The sequence below is a fragment of the Alishewanella tabrizica genome, from assembly GCF_014652375.1.
Lineage (GTDB): Bacteria > Pseudomonadota > Gammaproteobacteria > Enterobacterales > Alteromonadaceae > Alishewanella > Alishewanella tabrizica.
On sequence record NZ_BMYR01000011.1, the window covers coordinates 1 to 21,246 of the forward strand.

23 protein-coding genes are annotated in these 21,246 nt (G+C 43.5%); 14 read left to right on the forward strand and 9 right to left on the reverse strand.

Going from position 1 to position 21,246, the window contains the following annotated elements; genetic code table 11:
- Positions 1-456: 456 nt before the first annotated feature.
- Together IE070_RS12915 and trmA are read left to right on the forward strand one after the other, a co-directional pair.
- Positions 457-954, forward strand: coding sequence for an RNA recognition motif domain-containing protein (locus IE070_RS12915; RefSeq protein WP_189483612.1), 498 nt, complete (start codon positions 457-459; stop codon positions 952-954).
- Positions 955-1,122: 168 nt separating this feature from the next.
- On the forward strand, positions 1,123-2,217 hold the full coding sequence (trmA, locus tag IE070_RS12920; RefSeq protein WP_189483613.1) for a tRNA (uridine(54)-C5)-methyltransferase TrmA: 1,095 nt from the start codon (positions 1,123-1,125) through the stop codon (positions 2,215-2,217).
- Here trmA and fabR read toward each other — a convergent pair.
- Positions 2,214-2,822, reverse strand: a complete 609-nt coding sequence (gene fabR / locus IE070_RS12925; RefSeq protein WP_189483614.1) for an HTH-type transcriptional repressor FabR — start codon at positions 2,820-2,822, stop codon at positions 2,214-2,216. The genes trmA and fabR overlap by 4 nt on opposite strands.
- A gap of 110 nt (positions 2,823-2,932) precedes the next feature.
- On the opposite strand from fabR, the gene IE070_RS12930 reads away from it, so the two are divergent.
- The gene (locus IE070_RS12930; protein ID WP_189483615.1) at positions 2,933-4,051 is read left to right on the forward strand and encodes an acyl-CoA desaturase; all 1,119 of its coding nucleotides are present in this window, start codon (positions 2,933-2,935) and stop codon (positions 4,049-4,051) included.
- Positions 4,052-4,158: 107 nt separating this feature from the next.
- Positions 4,159-5,580 carry a Si-specific NAD(P)(+) transhydrogenase gene (sthA, locus tag IE070_RS12935; RefSeq protein WP_189483616.1) on the forward strand — a complete coding sequence of 474 codons (1,422 nt, stop codon included), beginning with the start codon at positions 4,159-4,161 and terminating at the stop codon, positions 5,578-5,580.
- A 77-nt stretch (positions 5,581-5,657) separates the two neighbouring features.
- Here sthA and hemE read toward each other — a convergent pair whose 3' ends face one another.
- Together hemE and nudC are read right to left on the reverse strand one after the other, a co-directional pair.
- On the reverse strand, positions 5,658-6,740 hold the full coding sequence (gene hemE / locus IE070_RS12940) for a uroporphyrinogen decarboxylase (RefSeq protein WP_189483617.1): 1,083 nt from the start codon (positions 6,738-6,740) through the stop codon (positions 5,658-5,660).
- Between the two features lie 258 nt (positions 6,741-6,998).
- Positions 6,999-7,796 (reverse strand): NAD(+) diphosphatase, encoded by a 798-nt coding sequence (gene nudC / locus IE070_RS12945; protein ID WP_189483618.1) that lies wholly within the window; start codon positions 7,794-7,796, stop codon positions 6,999-7,001.
- A 150-nt stretch (positions 7,797-7,946) separates the two neighbouring features.
- Here nudC and rsd point away from each other — a divergent pair, with 150 nt between their 5' ends.
- Positions 7,947-8,432: a sigma D regulator gene (gene rsd, locus IE070_RS12950; protein WP_189483619.1), complete on the forward strand. Its 486-nt coding sequence runs from the start codon at positions 7,947-7,949 to the stop codon at positions 8,430-8,432.
- A gap of 75 nt (positions 8,433-8,507) precedes the next feature.
- Here rsd and fkpA read toward each other — a convergent pair whose 3' ends face one another.
- Positions 8,508-9,239: an FKBP-type peptidyl-prolyl cis-trans isomerase gene (fkpA, locus tag IE070_RS12955; protein WP_189483620.1), complete on the reverse strand. Its 732-nt coding sequence runs from the start codon at positions 9,237-9,239 to the stop codon at positions 8,508-8,510.
- 104 nt (positions 9,240-9,343) lie between these two features.
- Here fkpA and IE070_RS12960 point away from each other — a divergent pair, with 104 nt between their 5' ends.
- Positions 9,344-10,318 carry a WD40 repeat domain-containing protein gene (locus IE070_RS12960; RefSeq protein WP_189483621.1) on the forward strand — a complete coding sequence of 325 codons (975 nt, stop codon included), beginning with the start codon at positions 9,344-9,346 and terminating at the stop codon, positions 10,316-10,318.
- A complete protein-coding gene (locus tag IE070_RS12965; protein ID WP_189483622.1) occupies positions 10,308-10,535 on the forward strand; it encodes a SlyX family protein in 228 nt (75 codons plus the stop codon). The genes IE070_RS12960 and IE070_RS12965 overlap by 11 nt, the downstream gene beginning before the upstream one ends.
- Before the next feature lie 3 nt (positions 10,536-10,538).
- Here the strand turns inward: IE070_RS12965 and IE070_RS12970 are convergent, their stop codons facing one another.
- Complete coding sequence (locus tag IE070_RS12970) at positions 10,539-10,745, reverse strand: YheV family putative zinc ribbon protein (RefSeq protein WP_189483623.1); 207 nt, start codon at positions 10,743-10,745, stop codon at positions 10,539-10,541.
- A gap of 112 nt (positions 10,746-10,857) precedes the next feature.
- On the opposite strand from IE070_RS12970, the gene IE070_RS12975 reads away from it, so the two are divergent.
- The 3 genes from IE070_RS12975 to IE070_RS12985 all read left to right on the forward strand — a co-directional run bounded on the left by IE070_RS12975 (position 10,858) and on the right by IE070_RS12985 (position 13,514).
- Positions 10,858-12,771: an ATP-binding cassette domain-containing protein gene (locus tag IE070_RS12975; RefSeq protein WP_189483624.1), complete on the forward strand. Its 1,914-nt coding sequence runs from the start codon at positions 10,858-10,860 to the stop codon at positions 12,769-12,771.
- A 1-nt stretch (position 12,772) separates the two neighbouring features.
- Positions 12,773-13,297, forward strand: a complete 525-nt coding sequence (locus tag IE070_RS12980) for a DUF2390 domain-containing protein (RefSeq protein ID WP_189483625.1) — start codon at positions 12,773-12,775, stop codon at positions 13,295-13,297.
- Positions 13,298-13,373: 76 nt separating this feature from the next.
- A complete protein-coding gene (locus IE070_RS12985) occupies positions 13,374-13,514 on the forward strand; it encodes a DUF3149 domain-containing protein (protein WP_189483626.1) in 141 nt (46 codons plus the stop codon).
- 12 nt (positions 13,515-13,526) lie between these two features.
- Here IE070_RS12985 and fdxA read toward each other — a convergent pair whose 3' ends face one another.
- On the reverse strand, positions 13,527-13,850 hold the full coding sequence (fdxA, locus tag IE070_RS12990) for a ferredoxin FdxA (protein ID WP_189483627.1): 324 nt from the start codon (positions 13,848-13,850) through the stop codon (positions 13,527-13,529).
- Between the two features lie 221 nt (positions 13,851-14,071).
- Here fdxA and IE070_RS12995 point away from each other — a divergent pair, with 221 nt between their 5' ends.
- The 4 genes from IE070_RS12995 (at position 14,072) to IE070_RS13010 (ending at position 17,761) form a co-directional block, all read left to right on the forward strand.
- Positions 14,072-15,694: an NAD(P)/FAD-dependent oxidoreductase gene (locus IE070_RS12995; protein ID WP_189483628.1), complete on the forward strand. Its 1,623-nt coding sequence runs from the start codon at positions 14,072-14,074 to the stop codon at positions 15,692-15,694.
- A gap of 146 nt (positions 15,695-15,840) precedes the next feature.
- Entirely contained in the window at positions 15,841-16,155 is a 315-nt protein-coding gene (locus IE070_RS13000) for a hypothetical protein (RefSeq protein ID WP_189483629.1), read from the forward strand.
- 75 nt (positions 16,156-16,230) lie between these two features.
- Positions 16,231-16,791, forward strand: a complete 561-nt coding sequence (locus IE070_RS13005; RefSeq protein WP_189483630.1) for a CBS domain-containing protein — start codon at positions 16,231-16,233, stop codon at positions 16,789-16,791.
- Positions 16,792-16,972: 181 nt separating this feature from the next.
- Positions 16,973-17,761: a CLCA_X family protein gene (locus IE070_RS13010; protein ID WP_189483631.1), complete on the forward strand. Its 789-nt coding sequence runs from the start codon at positions 16,973-16,975 to the stop codon at positions 17,759-17,761.
- Here IE070_RS13010 and IE070_RS13015 read toward each other — a convergent pair.
- From IE070_RS13015 to IE070_RS13025, 3 genes are all read right to left on the reverse strand, one after another.
- Positions 17,748-19,052 (reverse strand): diguanylate cyclase domain-containing protein, encoded by a 1,305-nt coding sequence (locus IE070_RS13015; RefSeq protein WP_189483632.1) that lies wholly within the window; start codon positions 19,050-19,052, stop codon positions 17,748-17,750. The two genes, IE070_RS13010 and IE070_RS13015, sit on opposite strands and share 14 nt — an antisense overlap.
- A gap of 134 nt (positions 19,053-19,186) precedes the next feature.
- On the reverse strand, positions 19,187-20,743 hold the full coding sequence (locus tag IE070_RS13020; protein WP_189483633.1) for a GMC family oxidoreductase: 1,557 nt from the start codon (positions 20,741-20,743) through the stop codon (positions 19,187-19,189).
- Positions 20,740-21,231: a hypothetical protein gene (locus IE070_RS13025; RefSeq protein WP_189483634.1), complete on the reverse strand. Its 492-nt coding sequence runs from the start codon at positions 21,229-21,231 to the stop codon at positions 20,740-20,742. The genes IE070_RS13020 and IE070_RS13025 overlap by 4 nt, the downstream gene beginning before the upstream one ends.
- Positions 21,232-21,246: the final 15 nt, after the last annotated feature.

Sequence of the window (21,246 nt, forward strand, 5' to 3'; positions counted from 1 at the left end):
CACTTCCCAGATTTTAAGTCAAGCGTGAGGAAGATTCTTTTTTAAAACTCTTCGTCACGTTCGACTCTTTTTAACTTCACTTCGCTTTTCGAGGCTTTCGTTAGCACCCTGAAGCGAGGCGGCCATTTTAGTGATTTTAAACTTGCTGTCAAGCGTCTTTTTAAAGATTTTTGCAACTCGCTTTATCATTCGGCTACTGCTATGTTTCTGGTGAAGCGCAGTGCCCCGTGGCATGGCGCGCATTATAGGGCGTTTTAGAAATGGCGCAATAGGTTTTATGTAAAAAATAGCACTTTTGATGCTAGTTGCTTATTAAAGCCTCGTTTTGTACAAAAATATGTCTTTTTATTATGATCATGCTAGATTTTAGTTGTTGGCTGTTCACAAAATAATCGTTAAGATAGAATAGCTTTTATATAAGAATAATCTCTTTTGGTTTAGCTGCAGGAATTTATTATGTCATCAACTTTGCGCGTATCACTACCTTTTACTATTGCCCTCGCTGCAATCGCTTTTGTTCTATTTTCTTTCTTATTAACCCTTCCTCTCTCTGCTGCTTGGGCTTTTACGGCCGGCATCTTAACTTGCGGTATTTTGGTTCCTATCGTAGTTGATTTAAAACAACGTACTGAAGTAGTAGGCACCATTACAAACGACACCATGACTGATGCTTTTAATGGTGAATCAGCGACATTATATGTAGGCAATTTGCCCTACAGAGCAAATGAAGAAGTTGTTAAAGAACTTTTCTCTCGGTTTGGTACTGTTATTAATGTTCGTTTAATGAAAGATCGGCAAACAGGCCGTCGTCGTGGGTTCGGCTTTGTAGAAGTTGCTAGCAGTGATGCTAGCAAAATGATTGCAAAGCTTAATGACTTTGAATTTCAAGAACGCACTTTAAAAGTACGTGAAGCTCGTGAGCGTCAAGACGAAGAAAATCAGCCTGCTGAATAAAGCAGGCAAATTTAATGCGGTGGATAGTTTCAGGAATTGACTCTTCGCCGCATTAATCTTCTTTAACAGTACATGACCCTCATAACGCTACAATAATGGAAAGGTGAGATTTGTCGATCTGGCTAAAACAGCATAAAATGCAGGTTTTAGAGAAAAGCAGAGAATCTCATGTCTATAGGTCAGGTTCATCCCTCTCAATACGAAACACAATTAGCTGAGAAAGCAAACCGCTTATCACAGCTACTCATTGGAGTAACTTCAAAGACCCCCGAACTATTCCGCTCTCAAGATGCGCACTTTCGGCAACGCGCTGAATTCCGTATCTGGCATGATGGCGATGATATCTATCACGCCATGTTTGATCCTGAAACACGTAAACCTGTTCGAATAGATTATTTTCCTGTTGCTTGTAAATTAATTGCCGATTTTATGCCGGTACTACTACAGCACATCCAGTTTAATCACACCTTGCGTTATAAGCTTTATCAAGTTGATTACTTAGCCACCACCACAGGTGAGCTATTGATCAGTATGATCTACAAACACAAATTAGATGAAAGTTGGATTAACGCCGCAACCGAGTTAACACAAAAATTACGCCCCATCGTTAATGTTCGTTTTATTGGTCGTTCTCGCAAGCAGAAAGTGGTTATCTCAGATGATTTTGTTATCGAGAACTTTACGGTAAACCAACAGGTGCTGCATTATCAGCAGGTTGAAAGCAGTTTTACGCAACCCAATGCTGGGGTGAATCAACTCATGCTTAATTGGGCTGCGCGTGCAGCTCAATCACTGCAAGGAGATCTACTGGAGTTATATTGTGGTAATGGTAATTTTTCACTGGCACTAGCACCATACTTTAACCGTATTATCGCAACTGAACTGGCTCGTAGCTCCATTAAGTCTGCTGAATACAACATATCACTAAATAATATTACCAACGTCGACGTATTACAGATGTCTGCCGAAGATGTGGCCAGCGCGTTTAAAGAGGGAAACCACTTAAAACATCTGGATCTAAACGCTTTAAAATTGAATACCGTTTTAGTCGATCCGCCAAGAGCAGGATTAGATCCCGCCACTTTAGCGCTAGTTAGTCAATTTGACGACATTATATACATATCATGCAATCCTGAGACACTTGCAACGAATCTCGCTACGCTAGCAGTAACGCACGATGTGGCAGACTTAGCGCTATTTGATCAATTCCCCTATACACATCATATTGAGACTGGAATATGGTTACGTAAGCGAAATGTTTAACTGCTAATTTTCCGACCATAGCTGGCAGCACCATGTGCTAGCCAGCGCAACTGTAATACAGTTCTGCGTGTAAGGTGTGCATAATGCTCTTTTGGTGCATCAAGTGCATCCGCACCAGTATGGAAGACTAAAGTCACCATAGCTTCAGCCTGCAATTGCGCTTGCTCAGCTTTACAATCGGTTTGCTTACGTAAGTAATGTGCGAGCTCAGCTGAAAAATGTTGTATCTCTCGTGCCACCGCAGCCCTAAATGCAGCAGAGGTACCCGAACGCTCTCGCAGCAATAGACGGAAGACATTACTATTGTCCGCAACAAACTCCATAAACGTTTCTACCGATGTATTAATTACACTGCCATTCTTTTCTATTCTAAGCCGAGCCTGCCGCATTAACTGACGCAACATTAAGCCAGCCTCATCAACTAAAGTAAGACCTAACTCGTCCATATCAGCAAAATGTCGATAAAAAGAGGTTGGTGCAATTCCAGCCTCGCGGGCAACTTCGCGTAAACTTAAACTGGCAAACCCCTTTTCAGCACTGAGTTGTGAAAATGCCGCATTAATAATCGCCTGTCGGGTGCGCTCTTTTTGTTCTGCTCTACTCACTTGGCATCCTATTCTAAGTGTTGTTAGACTATTATCTCACCGATTTACCTTGACCTGCCGCGGTGGGCTCGGTAAATTAGCGAACAGGTGTAAGCTCAAAGTGTGGTTTCATGAAAAAACATCCCATTATCTGGACTAACGTACTGTTATTCAGTTCAACCTTTTTACTCGCTGCTATCGCAGTACCCTATTATGCCCTGACAACCGGATTTACTGCAGTAGAAATTATTGCCGCAATTATATGTATGGGGTATTGCGGTATTTCTATTACCGCCGGCTATCATCGTTTATGGTCACACAAAACATATGATGCTCATCCGTTTCTACAGTGGGTTTTTGCCATTGGTGGTGCATTTGCACTGCAGAATAGCGTTATTCATTGGGCATCAGATCATCGCGATCATCACCGCCATGTAGATAAAAACGATAAAGATCCCTATTCTGCCAGCCGTGGCTTTTGGTTTAGCCATATTGGTTGGATGTTACGAGATTATCAAGGTGATAGTTACCACGATTATAACAATGTCCGAGATCTGCAAAAAAATCCGATTTTAGCTTTCCAACATAAACACTACCTGGTCTTAGCATTATTGACTAACTTAGGTATACCCCTGTTACTGGGTTATCTTGTAGGCAGTATTTGGGGCATGTTGTTAAGCGTGGGTGTATTGAGACTTGTGTTAAGCCATCATTTTACTTTTTTTATAAATTCACTGGCTCACATCTGGGGTAAACAGCCCTACACCGATCAAAATAGTGCCAGAGATAATGGCTTTTTAGCCTTCTTGACTTACGGCGAAGGTTATCATAACTACCATCATATTTTTGAATATGACTATCGGAATGGGATTAAATGGTGGCAATTTGATCCGACTAAATGGTTAATCAAATCCTGTTCTTGGCTAAAACTGACTTATAACCTTCGGGTAGTACCGGAGGATCGAATTGCGCAAGCAATTGCTAAAATGCAATTAATACGTGCTCAGGAAAAAGCAAAACTACTGCCAAACTCTGAACAACTTTTACAATTGCTGGAACAAGAATATCAGTTACTTGTCGCTAAGCTTCAAGAATACTATCAGGTTAAGAAAGAACTGCTTCAGCAAAAACGGGCAGCCTTAATTGATCAGTATCATGCGTCTGATTTCGCTCTGCGTTATCAAGAATTAAAGCAGCATTTACAACAACAACAAAATCATTGGCAACGCTTAACCGCAGCTTTTAATTAATCTCTTGCTAGATTAACGTTTTTCAAAAAAGAGGCTTTGCCTCTTTTTTTGTCTCTGATACCTGTTATGCTAAATTAAACATTACATCAGTATGAGAAGGCCGCGCCGTGACAGCGAAATCAGTCAGCAAGCAACCTAAATATGATTATGACGCCATTGTTATAGGTACAGGACCCGGTGGTGAGGGTGCCGCAATGTACCTGGCTAAAAGTGGGAAAACTGTCGCTGCGATAGAACGCTATCATGCGGTAGGCGGCGGCTGTACGCATTGGGGTACCATACCATCTAAGGCGTTACGTCACTCTGTTAGCCGTTTAATCGAATTTAATGAAAATCCGCTCTTTCAAGTAGAAGAACAAATGAAAGGGCTGACCTTCTCGCAAATTCTAAAACATGCTGCAGGGGTGATTCGTAAACAAGTACGCTTAAGAACAGGTTTTTACGATCGCAACTTAGTGAAAATTTATCAAGGCGAAGCACGTTTTGTCGACGCTCACCATCTTGAAATTACCAATCCTGACGGTAGTCACTATATATTAAGTGCAGAAACTATTGTGATCGCAACAGGTTCAAGACCTTATCGCCCAGCACATGTTGACTTTACTCATCCACGAATTTACGACAGTGATACCATATTGTCACTGGAGCACGATCCGCGGCATATTATTATTTTTGGTGCAGGTGTAATTGGCTGCGAATATGCCTCTATTTTTCGGGGACTTGGTGTACGGGTAGATTTGGTTAACACCCGTGATCGATTGCTCTCTTTTATGGATGCAGAAATCTCCGACTCACTCAGCTACCATTTTTGGAATTCAGGCATGACGATTCGGCATGGCGAGGAGTTTTCGCACATTGAAGGTCGCGATGATGGCGTTATTCTGCATCTACAATCTGGCAAAAAAATGAAAGCAGATTGCTTTTTATTTGCCAATGGCCGTACTGGTAATACCGATATGCTGGCATTAGCCAACGTAGGGCTTGAAGCAGATGGTCGTGGGTTACTTAAAGTAAATGGTAAATATCAAACAACAATAGAAAATATCTATGCCGTGGGCGACGTAATTGGTTATCCAAGTTTGGCAAGCGCAGCCTATGACCAAGGGCGACTGGCAGGAGAAGCTATTGTTAAAGGTAATTTGGATGGACATTTAATTGCTGATATCCCAGCAGGCATTTACACCATTCCTGAGATGTCATCCGTTGGTAAAACAGAGCAAGAATTAACTGCAGCGAAAATCCCCTATGAAGTCGGTCGTGCGCAATTTAAACATTTAGCAAGGGCACAAATTGCTAATACAAGTGCGGGCAGTCTAAAACTTTTGTTTCATCGGGATACACTAGAAATTTTAGGTATACACTGTTTTGGTGAGCGTGCGGCTGAAATTGTGCATATCGGCCAAGCGATTATGATGCAAAAAAATGGTGGCAATAATCTTAACTATTTTGTACATACCACCTTTAACTATCCCACTATGGCAGAAGCTTACCGTGTAGCGGCATTGAATGGTTTAAACCGCTTATTTTAATGGATAATATTTTTGTCAGATGCCTAGAGAGTAAGACGCGCAGTAGCTTACGTCTTACTCTCTAATTTGTTGCTGTGTTACTCAGACTCTAATTCCGTATTCATATGGTAAGTACGGCTAAAATCTTGCACGGCTTCAATAAATACCCCTGCATGTTCAGGATCAACATCTGGCGTAATACCATGGCCAAGATTAAAAACATGTCCACTGCCTTGTCCAAAACCATCCAAAATGGTTTGTACTTCTTGTCTAATACGTTCTGGCGAACCTAATAGTACTGAAGGATCCATGTTACCTTGCAAGGCAACTTTATCGCCAACTCGTGCCCGAGCCTGACCAATATCCGTTGTCCAATCCACGCCTAAACCATCACAGCCTGTTGCAGCCATTAACTCTAACCACTGACCGCCATTTTTCGTAAACAACGTTACAGGGACTTTACGGCCGTCAGCTTCACGCGTCAGCCCGTTAATAATCGTCTGCATATAGCTTAGCGAGTATTCTTTATAATCTCTTGGTGTTAATACGCCACCCCAAGTGTCAAAAATCATCACAGCTTGTGCCCCTGCCGCAATTTGCGCATTTAAATACAAGGTGACACTTTGCGCCAGCTTATCTAACAGCATATGTAAGATTTCTGGCTCGCTGTACATCATTTTTTTAATGACGCTAAAGGTTTTACTACCACTGCCTTCAACCATATAAGTTGCTAAGGTCCATGGACTGCCTGAAAAACCAATTAATGGCACACTCCCTGCGAGCTCACGACGTATGGTACGAACAGCATCCATAACATACCGCAGCTCTTGCTCAGGATCGGGTACCGGCAAATGCACCACATCCATAAAGTCACGGATCGGCTTACTGAACCTCGGGCCTTCACCGACGCCAAAGGTTAATCCAAGGCCCATAGCATCAGGAATTGTCAAAATATCGCTAAACAAGATAGCCGCATCTAATGGATAACGACGTAACGGCTGTAAAGTAACTTCACAAGCTAACTCAGGATTTTTGCACAGCGACATAAAATCACCTGCAACAGCTCGCGTTGCGCGGTATTCGGGTAAATACCTGCCGGCTTGGCGCATCATCCATACAGGCGTTTGGTCTACAGGTTGCCGAAGTAGTGCTCTGAGATAACGATCATTCTTTAATTGCATAAGTTTTCTGCCTTGCTTTATTTCGGCTTATATTAGCATCTAACCACGCTAAGCTCTATGTCCTACTCAAAATGTCTGACTCAGCGCGCGACAAGATTTAAAAGGGAATTCAGCTTAAGTTCATTTTTTTAAAATGGACTCTTGTTTCAACGAAATGTATCTGTTATAAACTAAGGGCGCTAGTAAAGATAAAACACGTTAGAAGCTCGTTTAACGAGACCATGAGTTCCAAATTTGAAGCCACGTTTTGTGGCTTTTTTATTTTGAATTCTGTAATGTTTTTGCTAATGCAATTAATTGCCCTGACAAGGTATGTTGGCTAGGTGTTTCTGGTAAATCGTCTAACTTGTACCAGTACGCCTCCGCAATCTCATGCGGTTGACAAACTATATCCCCTGCCACGTAGTCGGCAATAAATCCCGTCATCAAAGAATGCGGGAATGGCCAAGGTTGACTCGCAATATAACGCAAGTTGTTAATATCAACCCCCACCTCTTCTTTAACTTCACGGATTGCTGCTTGTTCTAATGTTTCCGCTGATTCAACAAAACCGGCCAGAATCGAGAAGAAACCCGCTTTATGACGACTGGAGCGGGCTAATAAAATTTCATCTCCCTTCAGCACCGCCACCAACACGCAAGGCGCAATTCGGGGATAGCAACGATGGCCGCATTTGGGACACAGAGCTGCCAATTCCCAGTTAACTAAATGCATCTTGCTGCCGCACTGACCACAAAATCGGTGCGTCTGAAAAAATAACGCGACTTGCGTTGCCCGTGCGGCAAGCTGAAACAATGCTTCCCCAACAGGTAATAAACTTCTTGGAGTGTGCCATTGCTGCGCATCTGTTACACGATCATCAAAGACAACTAAATAGCAATCTTGTTGATTGTATGTACCTATCCAACTAATTTGTGACTCTTTTACTGGAAAAGGCAACGCATTTAATGCACAACAAGGTACACTCTCATCGTCGTATAAAAAAATACGCCCTTGACTAACGATGAACCAATATCCGTGTTCGGCAGCAGTAAGCGTTAGGCTATGTTTAATCATTGATAGTGCGCATCCTGATAAATTACGTAAAATTTTGCTATCATACTGACGTTTACTGAGCAGACCAATAAAAAAACGGTTGATCTTTTGCAAGAAATTCTTTTAATTAGACAGTATTGCAGAAAGTTCGCTGCATCTAAGGAGAAGCTAATGTACACCCGCGTACAGCAGGCGCAAGAAAAATGGGGCGGCAGCCTATCCGCTATTGATCATTGGTTAGATGAACGGCAACAACTCATCGTTAACTATTGTCGTTTGGCTGGCTTGCCACCATTCGAAAAAGATCGCCACACCATGCCATCTCAACAAAAGATTAAAGAGTTCTGCCAACTGCTCATGGATTATTTATCTGCTGGGCACTTTGAAGTTTACGAGCGTATTGTTATGCAGTGTGCAATCAACGGTACTAATAGCCGTTCACTGGCTGACAACCTTTATCCAAAAATCGCGGTGTCTACCGATTTAGCGCTCGCATTTAATGATAACTATGCTGAACATTTAAGCACTCGTAAAAGCGGGACCTTCGACAATGATTTGTCGGCGCTAGGTCAAGCATTAGAAGAACGATTTGCTTTAGAAGACAGATTGATTGAGACGCTCTATATTAAACACAAAGACAATATAACACCGGCCTAATATGCAAGGTTGAATAAACAGCGTGTTTGATAAAAAAGCGGCCGAAGCCGCTTTTTTAATGCCGATAATTCAACATTATTCGGCTTTTACTACATCCAATAATTCAACATCAAACACTAATACGCTGTTTGGTGGAATAGTTCCCATATCACGATCACCGTAAGCTAACTCCGCCGGAATGGTAAAGCGGAACTTAGAACCCACGCTCATTAATTGCACACCTTCAGTCCAACCAGGGATAACTCGGTTTAATGGGAACTCAATTGGTTCACCACGCTCAACTGAACTGTCAAACACCGTGCCATCAGTTAATTTGCCCGTGTAATGCACTTTGACAGTGTCGGTAGCTGCAGGTTTGGCACCTTCTGCAGCTTGGACCACTTCGTACTGTAAACCAGACTCAGTAACTATCACCCCTTCTTTTTTAGCATTTTCAGCTAAAAAGGCATCGCCAGCCGCTTTAGCAGAGGCCGCTGCTGCTTCTGCTAACTTAGTTTGCTCATTACGATATGTTTCATCTAATGCAGTAAGTAGTTGCTGAATGTCTTCTTCTGACAACTCTGACTTACCAGCAATACCGTCTTGGACGCCACGTAAAATCAAGTCGGCCTTCAAATCGACAGTAATTTTGCTATATTCTTCAACAGTACTTTGTAAATAACGACCTGCAGAAACACCTAAACTGTATGCCTGCTTGGCCTGCTCCGTATCTAACACCGGTGCCGGTTCTACTTTTTCTGTTTTGTTACAAGCACTCAGCGTTAATAACGCTACAGCAACAAGGGTAAGTTTGGTTTTTAAACGCATTCTTTTCTCCAAAGTTTAGCAGGTTAACTGCTAAAGTATGATTTAATAAAGGTCAGTTGGCTTAGCTATACTACCGCTTTGTACGGATGAGGTTAACACCCAAGATGAAATATCCTGTGCTTTTCCTGAGTTTATTGCTAAGTTCTTGCAGTAAAGTAGAGACTCAGCCTGTTGCACAATGGCAACACGTTGCAAATGTTAGCTATGCTGCGGCGATTTCATCGAATGCCCAGTTCGCTGTCGTGTCTTCAATAACAGATGGTGTTGCCTTTTGGGATTTACAACAAAATGCTTTACTTTATCAATGGCGTCACAAAGACGCTGATGACAATTTAGTATTTAACCTAGCACTGAGCGACGATAACAGCCATGTATTGACCGCCGATCAAGATACCTTTGCGCTCTGGCGCACAGCCGATGGTGCAAACGTTGGCTTTTGGCAAACTGATCAATTCACTATCCGAGATATTGCCGTATCTAACCAAGGCGCTCATTTACTGTTAGGTAAAAGTGATAACACGGTGCAGCACATCACGCTTAGCAGTGGCAGACGCCTTGATTTTTTAGGCCATACCGAGCGCATCAACAGTGTCGCTATGTCGCCTAATGGCCGTTATGCCCTTACCGGTAGCAATGACTACAATGCCTATCTCTGGGATACTCAGACCGCACAAATTTTATATAGTTTCACACATCCAAGCCGAGTTACAAAAGTGGCTCTCGATCCACAAGGACGCTTTGCCTTCACCGCAGACAGTCAACAATTGGCTCAAATTTGGAATATTCAAACAGGTGAACGGGTTAGCCAACTGCAAATGACGGCGCGGCAACAAATTTTTAGTGCTGTACGCTTTAGTGATGACGGCAAATACTTATTAACTGGGGCACCTACACGTAACTTAGTGTTATGGGATGTTGCAAGCGGTAAAGAACTTCAACGTTGGCGTGTTGCTCCTAGGGTCGGTAGCCGCCCTGCCAGCGCCGTCGTTCATGCAGTCGCTTTTCTTGACGCTACGCGTATAATAAGCGAAAGCTCCAGTGGCCTAGCCGAAGTATGGAAAATTACCCATGACCATTGATAACAATGAAATACAGCTTCATTTAATTGAACTGGAGAGTAAAATTGCTTTTCAGGAAGATACCGTCAACAGCTTGCACCAAGAGCTGTTAGCACATCAAAAGCGTATTGAACAATTGCAACGGCAGATTATTCTGCTCGCAGAAAAACTCCGCCAGTTACCCGAGGAAAGTGGTATTTTGCGGCCAGAGGAAGAACCTCTACCGCCTCATTACTAACTACTACTCAGGTTTAAATACCCCAATCACCATTTCTTTGCTGCGCGTTGATTGCACGACTTGTGGCTCGGGCTGTGACATTTGGTAACCACAACTGACACATTCAACTTTCTCAATGTTGTTTTCAAAAAACAAACTCATGGTGTCTGTTGTTTTACATTCTGGGCAACTGGCACCTGCAATAAAACGTTTCTTTTTCCGTTGTGTCATGTTGACCTCTTCGCTAGTTCTGAAAACCGAGTGTGAATTTCTTTCACAGCCCTTGGCTTATTGGGGATATAGCGTAAAATTGCTGGCTTAGTTCACTGTCACAGGGAAAAACATGATCCAGCTACAACAGGTTGAGTTACGCCGCGGTATTAATGCACTATTTAGTGGCGCAGATCTTACCGTATTTCCAGGGCAAAAGGTGGGAATTGTCGGCGCTAATGGCTGCGGTAAGTCCAGTTTATTTGCCTTGCTACAAGGTAAACTGCATGCAGATACCGGTAATGTAAACCTGCCATCCGCTTGGGTAGTTGCAACCGTTGCACAAGAAACGCCTGCACTTGACTGCTCAGCCTTGGATTATGTGTTACAAGGTGACGAAACATTATTCCCATTGCTCTTAAAAGCACGCAACCAATGTAGCGAGAGTGATCTTGCAGCAATACATCAGCAAATAGAGGCGCTAGACGGTTACCGAGCTGAAGCCAAAGCCGGTACGTTACTCGCGGGCTTAGGCTTTAGTGGCGAAACGCAGAATTTACCCGTGAAATCCTTTTCAGGTGGATGGCGTATGCGAATGAACTTAGCCAAAGCCTTAATGAAACCAGCTGATTTGCTCCTCTTAGATGAACCCACTAATCACCTTGATTTGGACGCTGTGCTTTGGCTAGAAAAATATCTCAGCAATTATCCCGGTACATTATTACTCATTAGCCATGATCGGGATTTTTTAGATGCAGTGACTGACAATACCGTGCATATTGAACGGCAGATCCTCACACTTTACAAAGGCAACTATAGCCAATTTGAACGTCAACGAGCTGAACAATTATCGCAGCACCAAGCTAATTTCGAAAAGCAACAACGCCAAGTTGCGCATTTACAACAGTTTATTGACCGTTTTAAAGCGCAAGCTACTAAAGCTAGACAGGCACAAAGCCGGATTAAAGCCCTAGAACGCATGACGATCTTGGCGCCAGCGCATGTAGATTCTCCTTTTAGCTTTAGTTTCCGTGAACCAAAGTCTTTACCAAATCCTTTATTAAAAATGGACGATGTACAAGCTGGGTATGCCGACAAAACCATTTTAAGTAATATTAATTTTCAATTATTACCGGGAAGCCGAATCGGGTTACTCGGACGAAATGGCGCTGGTAAATCGACGTTAATAAAGCTGTTGTCTGGCGAATTAGCACCAAGAAGCGGTGAAGTTTGGTATGCCAACGGCGTTAGCCTTGGCTATTTTGCTCAGCATCAGTTAGAAACTTTAAGACCACAAGATTCGCCACTGCAGCATTTAGTTAGATTAGATCCACTTGTACCAGAACAAAAACTTCGGGACTTTCTGGGGGGGTTTGGTTTTCATGGCGATAAAGCCCTTGAAGCTTGTGCCCCTTTTTCTGGCGGCGAAAAAGCGCGCTTAGTACTAGCCCTGTTAGTGTATCAACGCCCTAATTTATTGTTATTAGATGAGCCAACGAACCATCTTGATTTAGATATGCGCGAAGCAATTGTCATGGCTCTGCAAGATTTTGCAGGAGCAATCGTGATTGTGTCGCATGATCGCCATTTACTAAGTAGTACCACAGATGAGTTTTACTTGGTGGCGCATGGTAAAGTGGCGCCATTTGATGGTGATTTACAAGACTATTATCAATGGTTACAAAACGATGCCCGTCAGGCACAGGCCAATTTAGTAGATGTCACCTCTAGCAGTGGCAACAGCGCTGGTCAGCGCAAAGATCAAAAAAGATTAGAAGCTGAATTGCGAAATCTGTTACGACCATTGAAAAAGCAAATTGAGCAACTTGAACTGCAACAGCAACAATTAACCTCACAACTGGCGCAGCTTGAGCTAAAAATGGCCGATGCGACACTTTACGAAGCTGAACATAAAACGCGTTTAACCGCCCTTTTGGCCGAACAAAACCAAGCCAGTAGCGCCTTAGCGACTATTGAAGACCAGTGGTTTGCTGCACAAGAACAGCTTGAGACAACCAGCCAACAATTCTGGGAATCAGCGGGCTAAAATGCATTACACATTGGATAATACACTTGACGCAGTGCCACTTCGGCTCAATAGCGAGTCGTTTTGGCAGTTCAGCTTAACGTTTTACCCGAATGTAAAAACCGTGTGCTTACGTTGGCAAAATGAATATCAAGCAAACGTTAATGTGCTGCTGGCACTTTGCTATGCGGAATACTTAGCCTGGCAAGTGGTACCCGCCTCGTTGCCATCGGCCTTGGTATCCTTACAGACAGTAAATCTCCAGCTAACACAAACATTACGTCATTGCCGGGGGCGCCTGACTGACCTCCCCATCTCCACAGAACAACATCGTTTACTGAAAGAGAGTTTATTAAATTGTGAATTGGTTGCTGAAAGCGTTGAACAACATCTTATTTGCCAAAGCTTACACTTTCGACCTCAGGTACAACCTTACAATTTAGAACACTATTCAGATACCTTGGAATCAGCTACAGCAAAAACATTAACTGACGACATCGTTGATCTACGTCAAGCTCTGGTCATACTGAAAACACATACTGTCTAAAACGTGATCTAAATCATGCCTCTCTTTTGTAACGTGACTTACACTGCCAGAAACGTTGCACTAACAGGAGAAGGATATGAACATTTGGCATGAGTTTTTAAATGATCCCATTATTTTTATTTCATTTAGTGGATTAGCCATTGTGATTGGATTGTGCGTTTTTTACGCCGTGTACTTTACCTACAAAGTACGTCACGCAGAAGACGAGACACCTTAAAAAGCCTCCAGCTTACGTCTCTAAATAAGGTAATTTATCGGCTATACCGTTCCAGGCATCCGCATCGGCGGGTGCCGGTTTAACTTCACGAATATTAGGCCATAATAATGCTAGCTCGGCATTTAAGCCGATAAAGGCTTCTTGCCCTGCAGGTACTTGGTTTTCCTGAAAAATAGCTTGCGCTGGGCACTCTGGTTCACACAACCCACAATCGATGCAGATAACTGGGCTAATGGCTAAAAAGTTAGGTCCTTCAAAAAAAGCATCCACGGGACAAACGGCAACACAATCCGTGTATTTACACTTGATACAATTTTCAGCTACCACAAAGGCCATAATTTTCCTCTCCCATTCCGCAGCATGCCACACCATTAAACTTCGCCGTTATAGTAAGCAATGCGCCAACATCATAGATAGCGATCATACTGAAGCGGACGTGAAAAACAACTGAGAAACGCATTCGACTACGGACAGCAGCAGCAAGATCACGTAAAATAGTGTTTTAGTCAGATCTCTGGCGTGCACCTTCTCAATCAAAACCATTGGATTACTCTGTTATGCTGCGTTTAACTGAAATTAAATTACCTTTACATCATCAAGATGAATCAGCTGAGCTAAAAGCAGCCATCTTGTCAAAGCTTGCTATCGATGAAAGTAATTTAGTAAGTTACACGGTTTTTAAACGCGGTATTGACGCGCGCAAAAAAACGGATATTCAGTTGATTTATACATTGGATGTTGAAGTACAGGATGAAGCACACCTCTTAAGGCGTTTTGCCAAAGATCCACATGTTAATCTTGCTCCGGATACTCGCTATAAGTTTGTCACCCAAGCGCCATCGCATTTAAAAAGCAGACCCATCGTTGTTGGGCTAGGCCCATGCGGTCTTTTTGCCGGATTAATACTCGCGCAAATGGGCTTTAAACCGATTATCTTAGAACGTGGTAAAGCCGTTCGGGAACGTACCAAAGATACCTTTGGATTTTGGCGAGGACAAGCGCTTAATCCTGAATCGAACGTCCAATATGGCGAAGGCGGCGCAGGCACGTTTTCAGATGGTAAGCTCTATAGCCAAGTTAAAGATCCAAAACACTACGGCCGTAAAGTATTACATGAATTTGTTACTGCTGGCGCGCCCGAGGAAATCTTGTATGTCAGCAAGCCACACATTGGCACCTACAAACTGGTTTCGATGGTTGAGAAAATGCGCGCTAACATTATCGCCCTCGGTGGTGAAATTCGCTTCAGTAGCCGTGTAGATCAACTGCATATTAACGAAGGTCAACTCACTGGCGTGACTTTAAATAATGGTGAAGTGTTGTCTTGCCAACATCTTGTTCTGGCCGTCGGCCACAGTGCCCGCGATACCTTCCATATGCTGTATGATGCAGGTGTCTATATTGAAGCTAAACCGTTTTCGGTTGGATTTCGAATAGAACATGAACAGTCAATGGTAGACGCCTGTCGCTGGGGCCCCAATGCGGGTAATGCTATTTTAGGCGCAGCCGATTATAAACTGGTGCATCATTGTAAAAATGGTCGTACCGTTTATAGTTTTTGTATGTGTCCTGGCGGTACCGTCGTTGCTGCAGCGTCTGAAACAGGCGGCGTAGTTACAAATGGTATGAGTCAATACTCAAGACACGAGCGTAACGCTAACAGCGCAATTGTGGTAGGCATTCATCCTGAACAAGATTACCCAGGGCATCCCTTGGCCGGTATTGAATTACAACGGGCTTTGGAGCAAGCTGCTTTTGAACTGGGAGGCAAAGATTATCGCGCGCCAGCTCAGCTTATAGGCGATTTCCTAAAAGGGGAATCATCAGCTGAATTAGGTGATGTGAAACCTTCATATACCCCTGGCATTACTCTCACCGATTTAACATCGCTATTACCTGAGTTTGCTACAGCCGCAATTCGAGAAGCTATCCCCGCTTTTGAGCAACAAATTCGTGGCTTTGCCAAAGCAGATGGTCTACTAACCGCAGTTGAAACGCGCACATCGTCGCCTATTTGTATTAAACGCGGGATCGATTTTCAAAGCATCAATGTAAAAGGACTGTATCCAGCAGGAGAAGGCGCAGGTTACGCGGGTGGTATTTTATCTGCAGCCATCGATGGTATTCGAGTAGCAGAAGCGTTAGCCCTTGATATGCAAAAGGGAGCAAACATTGATTAAACAACATGGAAGAGCAGCAAATACAGCATTTCACGGTTTAGATGTTGGTTTGTTGACGCTTTAAATTTATTTTTTATAAGCCCTTGTAGTTTTGTAATAGAGTGGTCATTATTGATTCAGATCAAACTATATGCAGTAACTGATTCATGCGCGTTTTAAACCTGATCATTGCGTTTTTATACTTAAGCCTGTTGGTGACAACAGACTTGGGTACTTCGCATGATCAAAGGTTATCCCCACTAGCAGATAGTCAGTTTCAAGCGGTGCAATCGCAAGCCACGGGCAGCAGTCATGGTACTAGCACTGCGGCTGATCATGAGCCTGATGAGCCTGACGCAACGTTATCTTTTCACCCCAAAACTAAAATTAACCTTAACGACTTAATCATTCCCATTTATAGCTCGCCTTGGTTATCTTTCTCGAGCAGCCCAAACTCGGCAAGAGCGCCCCCCGCTATCTGATCACACATACCATTTTTTAAATTTTATTTTCTTTCTCGCACGGCCTCTGCGTGCTCAATATATGTGGATCTTATTATGAAAAAATTAGCCTTATTCAATTTAGATGCTGTTGACCAATTGGTACAACCTGCTGATTACGCTGAAACAACACTGAACAGTCCCGCCTTAAGTGTGGTATCTGACTTTAAACACAGTCAACCTACCATTATCGAAGGTAATACCTCTGCCGCAAGTGCGTTAGAAATGATGCAACAAGAACATTGCCAACTAAAGCTTGTGGTTAATGCGGATGAGGAAATGACGGGTTTAGTGCATATTGATCAACTGTCTGAACAAGCCATTATGCGTCAAGTTATCCAAGGTGAAAATCGACACAATATTAAAGTAAGAGATTTAATGCGTCCTCGCGATAACGTAAAAGCCTTAGCTTATCAACAATTACAAAATTGTACGATTGCTGATGTGATTAATACGCTGCAATCAAATGGTGAACAGTATTGCTTAGTGGTTGATCGTGATAATCATCAGATCAGAGGTTTGATCCATGCCCAAGACTTAGCAAGACGCTTAAGAATGCCATTAGCTATTCGGCAGCAACCCACGTTTTTAAGAATCTTTGATAGTTTAAGTGCTTAATCACAACAGGTAAAAGTGTTATCTCATCGAACAGACTTAGCATAGTAAGCTGGACCGCATAATAAGCGTAATCCAGCTGAATAATGCTTTATGATCAGGTCTGCGGGCTGTTGTGTTACTCCGAGCATAATGGCCCGCTTTTTTGTTGCAGTGCTAGGTATTAACTCGCTACTATATTCGCATGCAGCAACGCCCCAGAATACAACGCCAATTTTATCGTAACGGCCCCCCACATCGCAGTGGTGCCGATGTTAGCTTTGCTGACTTGGTTAAGATATTTGGTTTTAATAGTATCCATGTTGGCCGCTGGGTCAGCGCAGCAGAACAGCAACTTGCGGCAAACCTTTTTTTTGATGCTTTTGCGGATCTACAGTGTATTTTAAATGTCCCCGCGGAGGTGATCTCATTAAGAGGCAGCTTAGCGCTGACATTTGGTATTGGTGGTCAACCTGGTGTCTGTGCCTTTTATCAACCCAAAGGACGCATCCTAGCCTTGGCTAAAAATGCCGGAGCGGGAAGTCTGGCACATGAATGGTTTCACGCCTTTGATCATTACATTGCGGATAAAATGTTTACTGCCCCAACCCCCAGCGGTATGTTTGCCAGCCGTTTATGGTTAAACCATGCCACCATCAAACCACACCCACTCAATGTTCTGCTCGAAAGCGCATTTAGCACCCTACTTCTAGCGGATGATAAGTCTGCACCAAGTGATTTTTTTTGGCATTGCCAGCAATTAGACAATACCGCAGCGCGGCTTTATCTAGCCTTGCCCGAGGAGATGGCGGCCAGAGCCTTTGAAAAAGTGGTCCAGAGCCAGACACTGAAAAATCATTTTTTAGTAGCTGGCACACTGAAAAGCTCAGCGGCAGAAGCGGGCATTTACCCAAACGCAAAGCTTACAACTCAATTATCAACATTATGGTTGCGCTATTTTGAACAACTTGGCCAACAACTTAGGCAAAGATAATACAATTCCCGCCCTGTTTTTTAGCTTTATACATAGCATTATCGGCGTTTTCTAATAGCGTTTCAATCGAGCAGCTAGCTGTTGAACACAGCGCAATACCAATACTAGGTGTTATGGTAATGGCTTGCGTATTAAGCAAAAATGGCACATTTAAACTAAGTCGGATTTCTTCGGCAATGGCAGAAACCATCGGCGCGGCATCCATCTGCGTTAGTAATACTACAAATTCATCGCCACCAAAACGTGCTACGGTGTCAGTCTGTCGAGTTCGTTGCTGCAAACGTTGAGCTATTTGTTGCAACAAGCTATCGCCCGCTGCATGTCCATATTGATCATTAACTGGTTTAAAGCCATCAAGATCAATATAGAGGATTGCTAGGGTCTGTTGAGTTCTTTCTAAGCCCGATAACGCTTGGCGACAACGATCATAAAATAACTCGCGTTTTGGTAAACGCGTCAAATCATCGTATAACGCGGCACGATGCAAGCGCGCTAATAACTCTTTCCGCTCTATGGCGGTAGCAATGTGCTGACCAACAAACTCGAGTAAATCGGCATCAGCTTGTTCCATCGCAGAATCATCAAGTTGTACCGCTAAAACCCCTAAAATTGTATTATGAGAATTTAATACTACCCCCATCCACGTTGATGGCTCGGTAATTGCTGTAGGGAGTATGCTGGGACTTATAGCATTTCGTGCTAATAAACCTAAACAAAATTGAGTGGCCGCCATTAAGTGTGATTCTGTTGCGCTGGGTAAATGTTGAAAAGGCAAGTGTAATTCACCCTGTGGTGCTAAGCGCGCAATAACAAAACTGCTAACAGGCATAAGTTGTTGTACAATTTTTAATAATTGTTCGTATAAGGCTTGTAAGTTCTCGGCAGCAAACGCGGCTTCAGAAATAGCATAAAGTGCACGCTGCCGGGCTTCTGCGTGCTTCAGTTTAGTGATATCGCGCGCTACAGCAACACGCTGTTGTTTATCCGCAGACCAGCGTGCAGACCACAGTAAATGAACAATTTGTCCATCTTTACGAATATAACGATTCTCGAAATCTAGCCTGATATGACCCGCATTAATCGCGTTTGCAGCGTCAAGCGTTTTTGCGCGATCTGCCGGGTGCACAAAACTTAACATACTTTTGCCAAGCATTTCTGCAGCGGGATAACCAAAAATTCGCTCTGCCCCACGACTCAAAAATTCAAAACGTCCTGCTTTGTCTACCGCACACACGGCATCCAGCAGCAAATCAACATATTCACCTAATGCCGAGTATATCGATTCAGGCATGACAACTCTCTGCAATATTTAAAATCATATTAGCCTAACAGTAAACCAGTAAATTCATGCTATAAATGCGGCCATACCGTCAAAAACAAACAAGCATGTTATACGATTATTTATAGCTTACACCTCACTTAGCATTAGAGGTTAAGTTGCGCAATTAAACGCTGGCAGTTACGCCAAACCAACCCAAAAATGGTTAATTGAGGATTCGCTCCCAAACTAGTGGGCAGTATCGAGCCATCAAAAATCGATAAATTCTCCAGTTGAAAATGTCGCCCCTCACTATCCACTACTCCATTATCTGCTGATGCCGCCATATTACACCCTCCCATAACATGCGCCGACACAACCGTTTGCTGTAATGGCACTAAGGGCAGCTCAGCAATCGCAGCTTTGGCTTCAGACCAACTGCGATAAGCCTGTGCCTGATGATTAATTGGCATAACCTGTAACGCGCCAGCGGCAAATTGTAACTCCGCCATAGACAGCAACGCCCGCCGCATTCCAGCCCATAAATACGCTGTTAATGGATAATCTAGCACGGGCTGTCCTGCCGAATCTAAATGCACTGTCCCACCTTGGCTTTCAGGATGAAAACCATCGCGTAACAAGGCAATAGTGACTTGTAATTGATTAAATTGCTGCATTAAGCTTGCGTGTTGTTCAGCCATACCGACTAACTTGGTTGCCATTAAAACCGGATGGATAGGCGGCACTTCGAGTTTATAACCTATTTCCTCACGCGCTTTTGGCCATACAAACTGATCAGAATAAATAGATTGGGGCGCACCATGATGACCATTGATCTGCTCAGCAAAGATCGCACCGGAAATCACTGTTGGATGTAAGTAGGTGTGTTTTCCTAAACGACCTGATGGATTTGGGACATTAGAGCGTAATAGGAGCGCTGGTGAACCAATAGCGCCTGCTGCCAGAATATAATGCTTAGCGCTGATGGTAAGTTGAATATCCGCACGGGGTTGAAAATACTGATCGACGGGTACCGCAACTAATCCTATCACCTGATCTTGCCGCCAAAGTATGCGGCGTACAGAAATACGAGAAATCAAGGTTGCGCCCAAACGCATTGCCTCTGGAATGGTACTCACTAACATGGATTGTTTGGCATTAATGGGACAGCCCATGCCACAATAACCTAAGTTGGCACAACCATTTACATTTCGATTAATGACTGAATATTCCCAACCCAGTGCTTCACAACCTTGCTGTAACTTCGCATTATTTGGATTAGGTGGTACTGGCCACGCCTGAATATGTAGTCGCTGCTCTGCTAATTCAAAAAAGGGCGTAAGGTTATGCTCAGCACTAAAGTTAAGCCCGAACTCACTTTGCCAATACGCTAAAGTAGGCTCAGGTGTACGAATAGAGGTGGTCCAATTTACTGTAGTAGATCCCCCCACCGTACGTCCCTGAAGAATACTAATCGATTGATCACGGGTTTTACGTGCAGCACCCTCCTGATAAAGTTGCGGGTAAGCCCAACGCTCCTCCATCACGAAATGTTCGCGCTGATACCAGGCACCTTCTTCCATTAGTAATACATTAAAACCCGCTTTCGCAAATAGCTCAGCGGCAATACCGCCTCCCGCCCCGGTGCCAACAATCACAATATCTGCAGCAAAATGCTGATCCTCTTGTAACGTACTGGCATCAATGTGATTGCTAGCGATCATCGAAACCTCGGCGCAGTATAATTAAGGTTTTGCCAATGTTCTGGCTGTCCATAAAACGCACCGTATAACAGCTCACGTAAACCGTGATAAGCCTGCTGTAATATAACTAAATAACTTTCCCGCCAACGCTGTAGCATCTGTAAACGCGCATTTATCGTTAACTCTTGTACAGTGACCCAATATCCGGTGATCGCCAAACGACTTACTCTGTGCGCCAAGGCATTAATGAGTTGATCCAACTCTTGCTGCTGACGTTTAGGTAAGTAAGGAATAAAATCATGTAAAGCTTGTTCTGTTCGCTGCAAAGCTGCCGCTGCAGCAGTGTCGTCTGCAGGTAGCGCGCCATATAATAACGCAGGAAGAATAGCAGAAAATACTAAGGCTCTATTATCCGGCTGTGCACTCACGCTATAATGCCAAAGGGGCACGCCCAAAGCAGCCGTGCCGGCTATGGCTAAGCCTGCGAGAATAAATTGACGTCTGTGCATAAGCGTCCAGATTGA

Coding starts and splice junctions, on each gene's coding strand:
- IE070_RS12915 (WP_189483612.1), top strand. CDS start 457: ATGTCATCAACTTTGCGCGTATCACTACCTTTTACTATTGCCCTCGCT.
- trmA (WP_189483613.1), top strand. CDS start 1,123: ATGTCTATAGGTCAGGTTCATCCCTCTCAATACGAAACACAATTAGCT.
- IE070_RS12930 (WP_189483615.1), top strand. CDS start 2,933: ATGAAAAAACATCCCATTATCTGGACTAACGTACTGTTATTCAGTTCA.
- hemE (WP_189483617.1), bottom strand. CDS start 6,740: ATGCAATTAAAGAATGATCGTTATCTCAGAGCACTACTTCGGCAACCT.
- nudC (WP_189483618.1), bottom strand. CDS start 7,796: ATGATTAAACATAGCCTAACGCTTACTGCTGCCGAACACGGATATTGG.
- rsd (WP_189483619.1), top strand. CDS start 7,947: ATGTACACCCGCGTACAGCAGGCGCAAGAAAAATGGGGCGGCAGCCTA.
- fkpA (WP_189483620.1), bottom strand. CDS start 9,239: ATGCGTTTAAAAACCAAACTTACCCTTGTTGCTGTAGCGTTATTAACG.
- IE070_RS12960 (WP_189483621.1), top strand. CDS start 9,344: ATGAAATATCCTGTGCTTTTCCTGAGTTTATTGCTAAGTTCTTGCAGT.
- IE070_RS12965 (WP_189483622.1), top strand. CDS start 10,308: ATGACCATTGATAACAATGAAATACAGCTTCATTTAATTGAACTGGAG.
- IE070_RS12970 (WP_189483623.1), bottom strand. CDS start 10,745: ATGACACAACGGAAAAAGAAACGTTTTATTGCAGGTGCCAGTTGCCCA.
- IE070_RS12975 (WP_189483624.1), top strand. CDS start 10,858: ATGATCCAGCTACAACAGGTTGAGTTACGCCGCGGTATTAATGCACTA.
- IE070_RS12980 (WP_189483625.1), top strand. CDS start 12,773: ATGCATTACACATTGGATAATACACTTGACGCAGTGCCACTTCGGCTC.
- IE070_RS12985 (WP_189483626.1), top strand. CDS start 13,374: ATGAACATTTGGCATGAGTTTTTAAATGATCCCATTATTTTTATTTCA.
- fdxA (WP_189483627.1), bottom strand. CDS start 13,850: ATGGCCTTTGTGGTAGCTGAAAATTGTATCAAGTGTAAATACACGGAT.
- IE070_RS12995 (WP_189483628.1), top strand. CDS start 14,072: ATGCTGCGTTTAACTGAAATTAAATTACCTTTACATCATCAAGATGAA.
- IE070_RS13000 (WP_189483629.1), top strand. CDS start 15,841: ATGCGCGTTTTAAACCTGATCATTGCGTTTTTATACTTAAGCCTGTTG.
- IE070_RS13005 (WP_189483630.1), top strand. CDS start 16,231: ATGAAAAAATTAGCCTTATTCAATTTAGATGCTGTTGACCAATTGGTA.
- IE070_RS13010 (WP_189483631.1), top strand. CDS start 16,973: ATGCAGCAACGCCCCAGAATACAACGCCAATTTTATCGTAACGGCCCC.
- IE070_RS13015 (WP_189483632.1), bottom strand. CDS start 19,052: ATGCCTGAATCGATATACTCGGCATTAGGTGAATATGTTGATTTGCTG.
- IE070_RS13020 (WP_189483633.1), bottom strand. CDS start 20,743: ATGATCGCTAGCAATCACATTGATGCCAGTACGTTACAAGAGGATCAG.
- IE070_RS13025 (WP_189483634.1), bottom strand. CDS start 21,231: ATGCACAGACGTCAATTTATTCTCGCAGGCTTAGCCATAGCCGGCACG.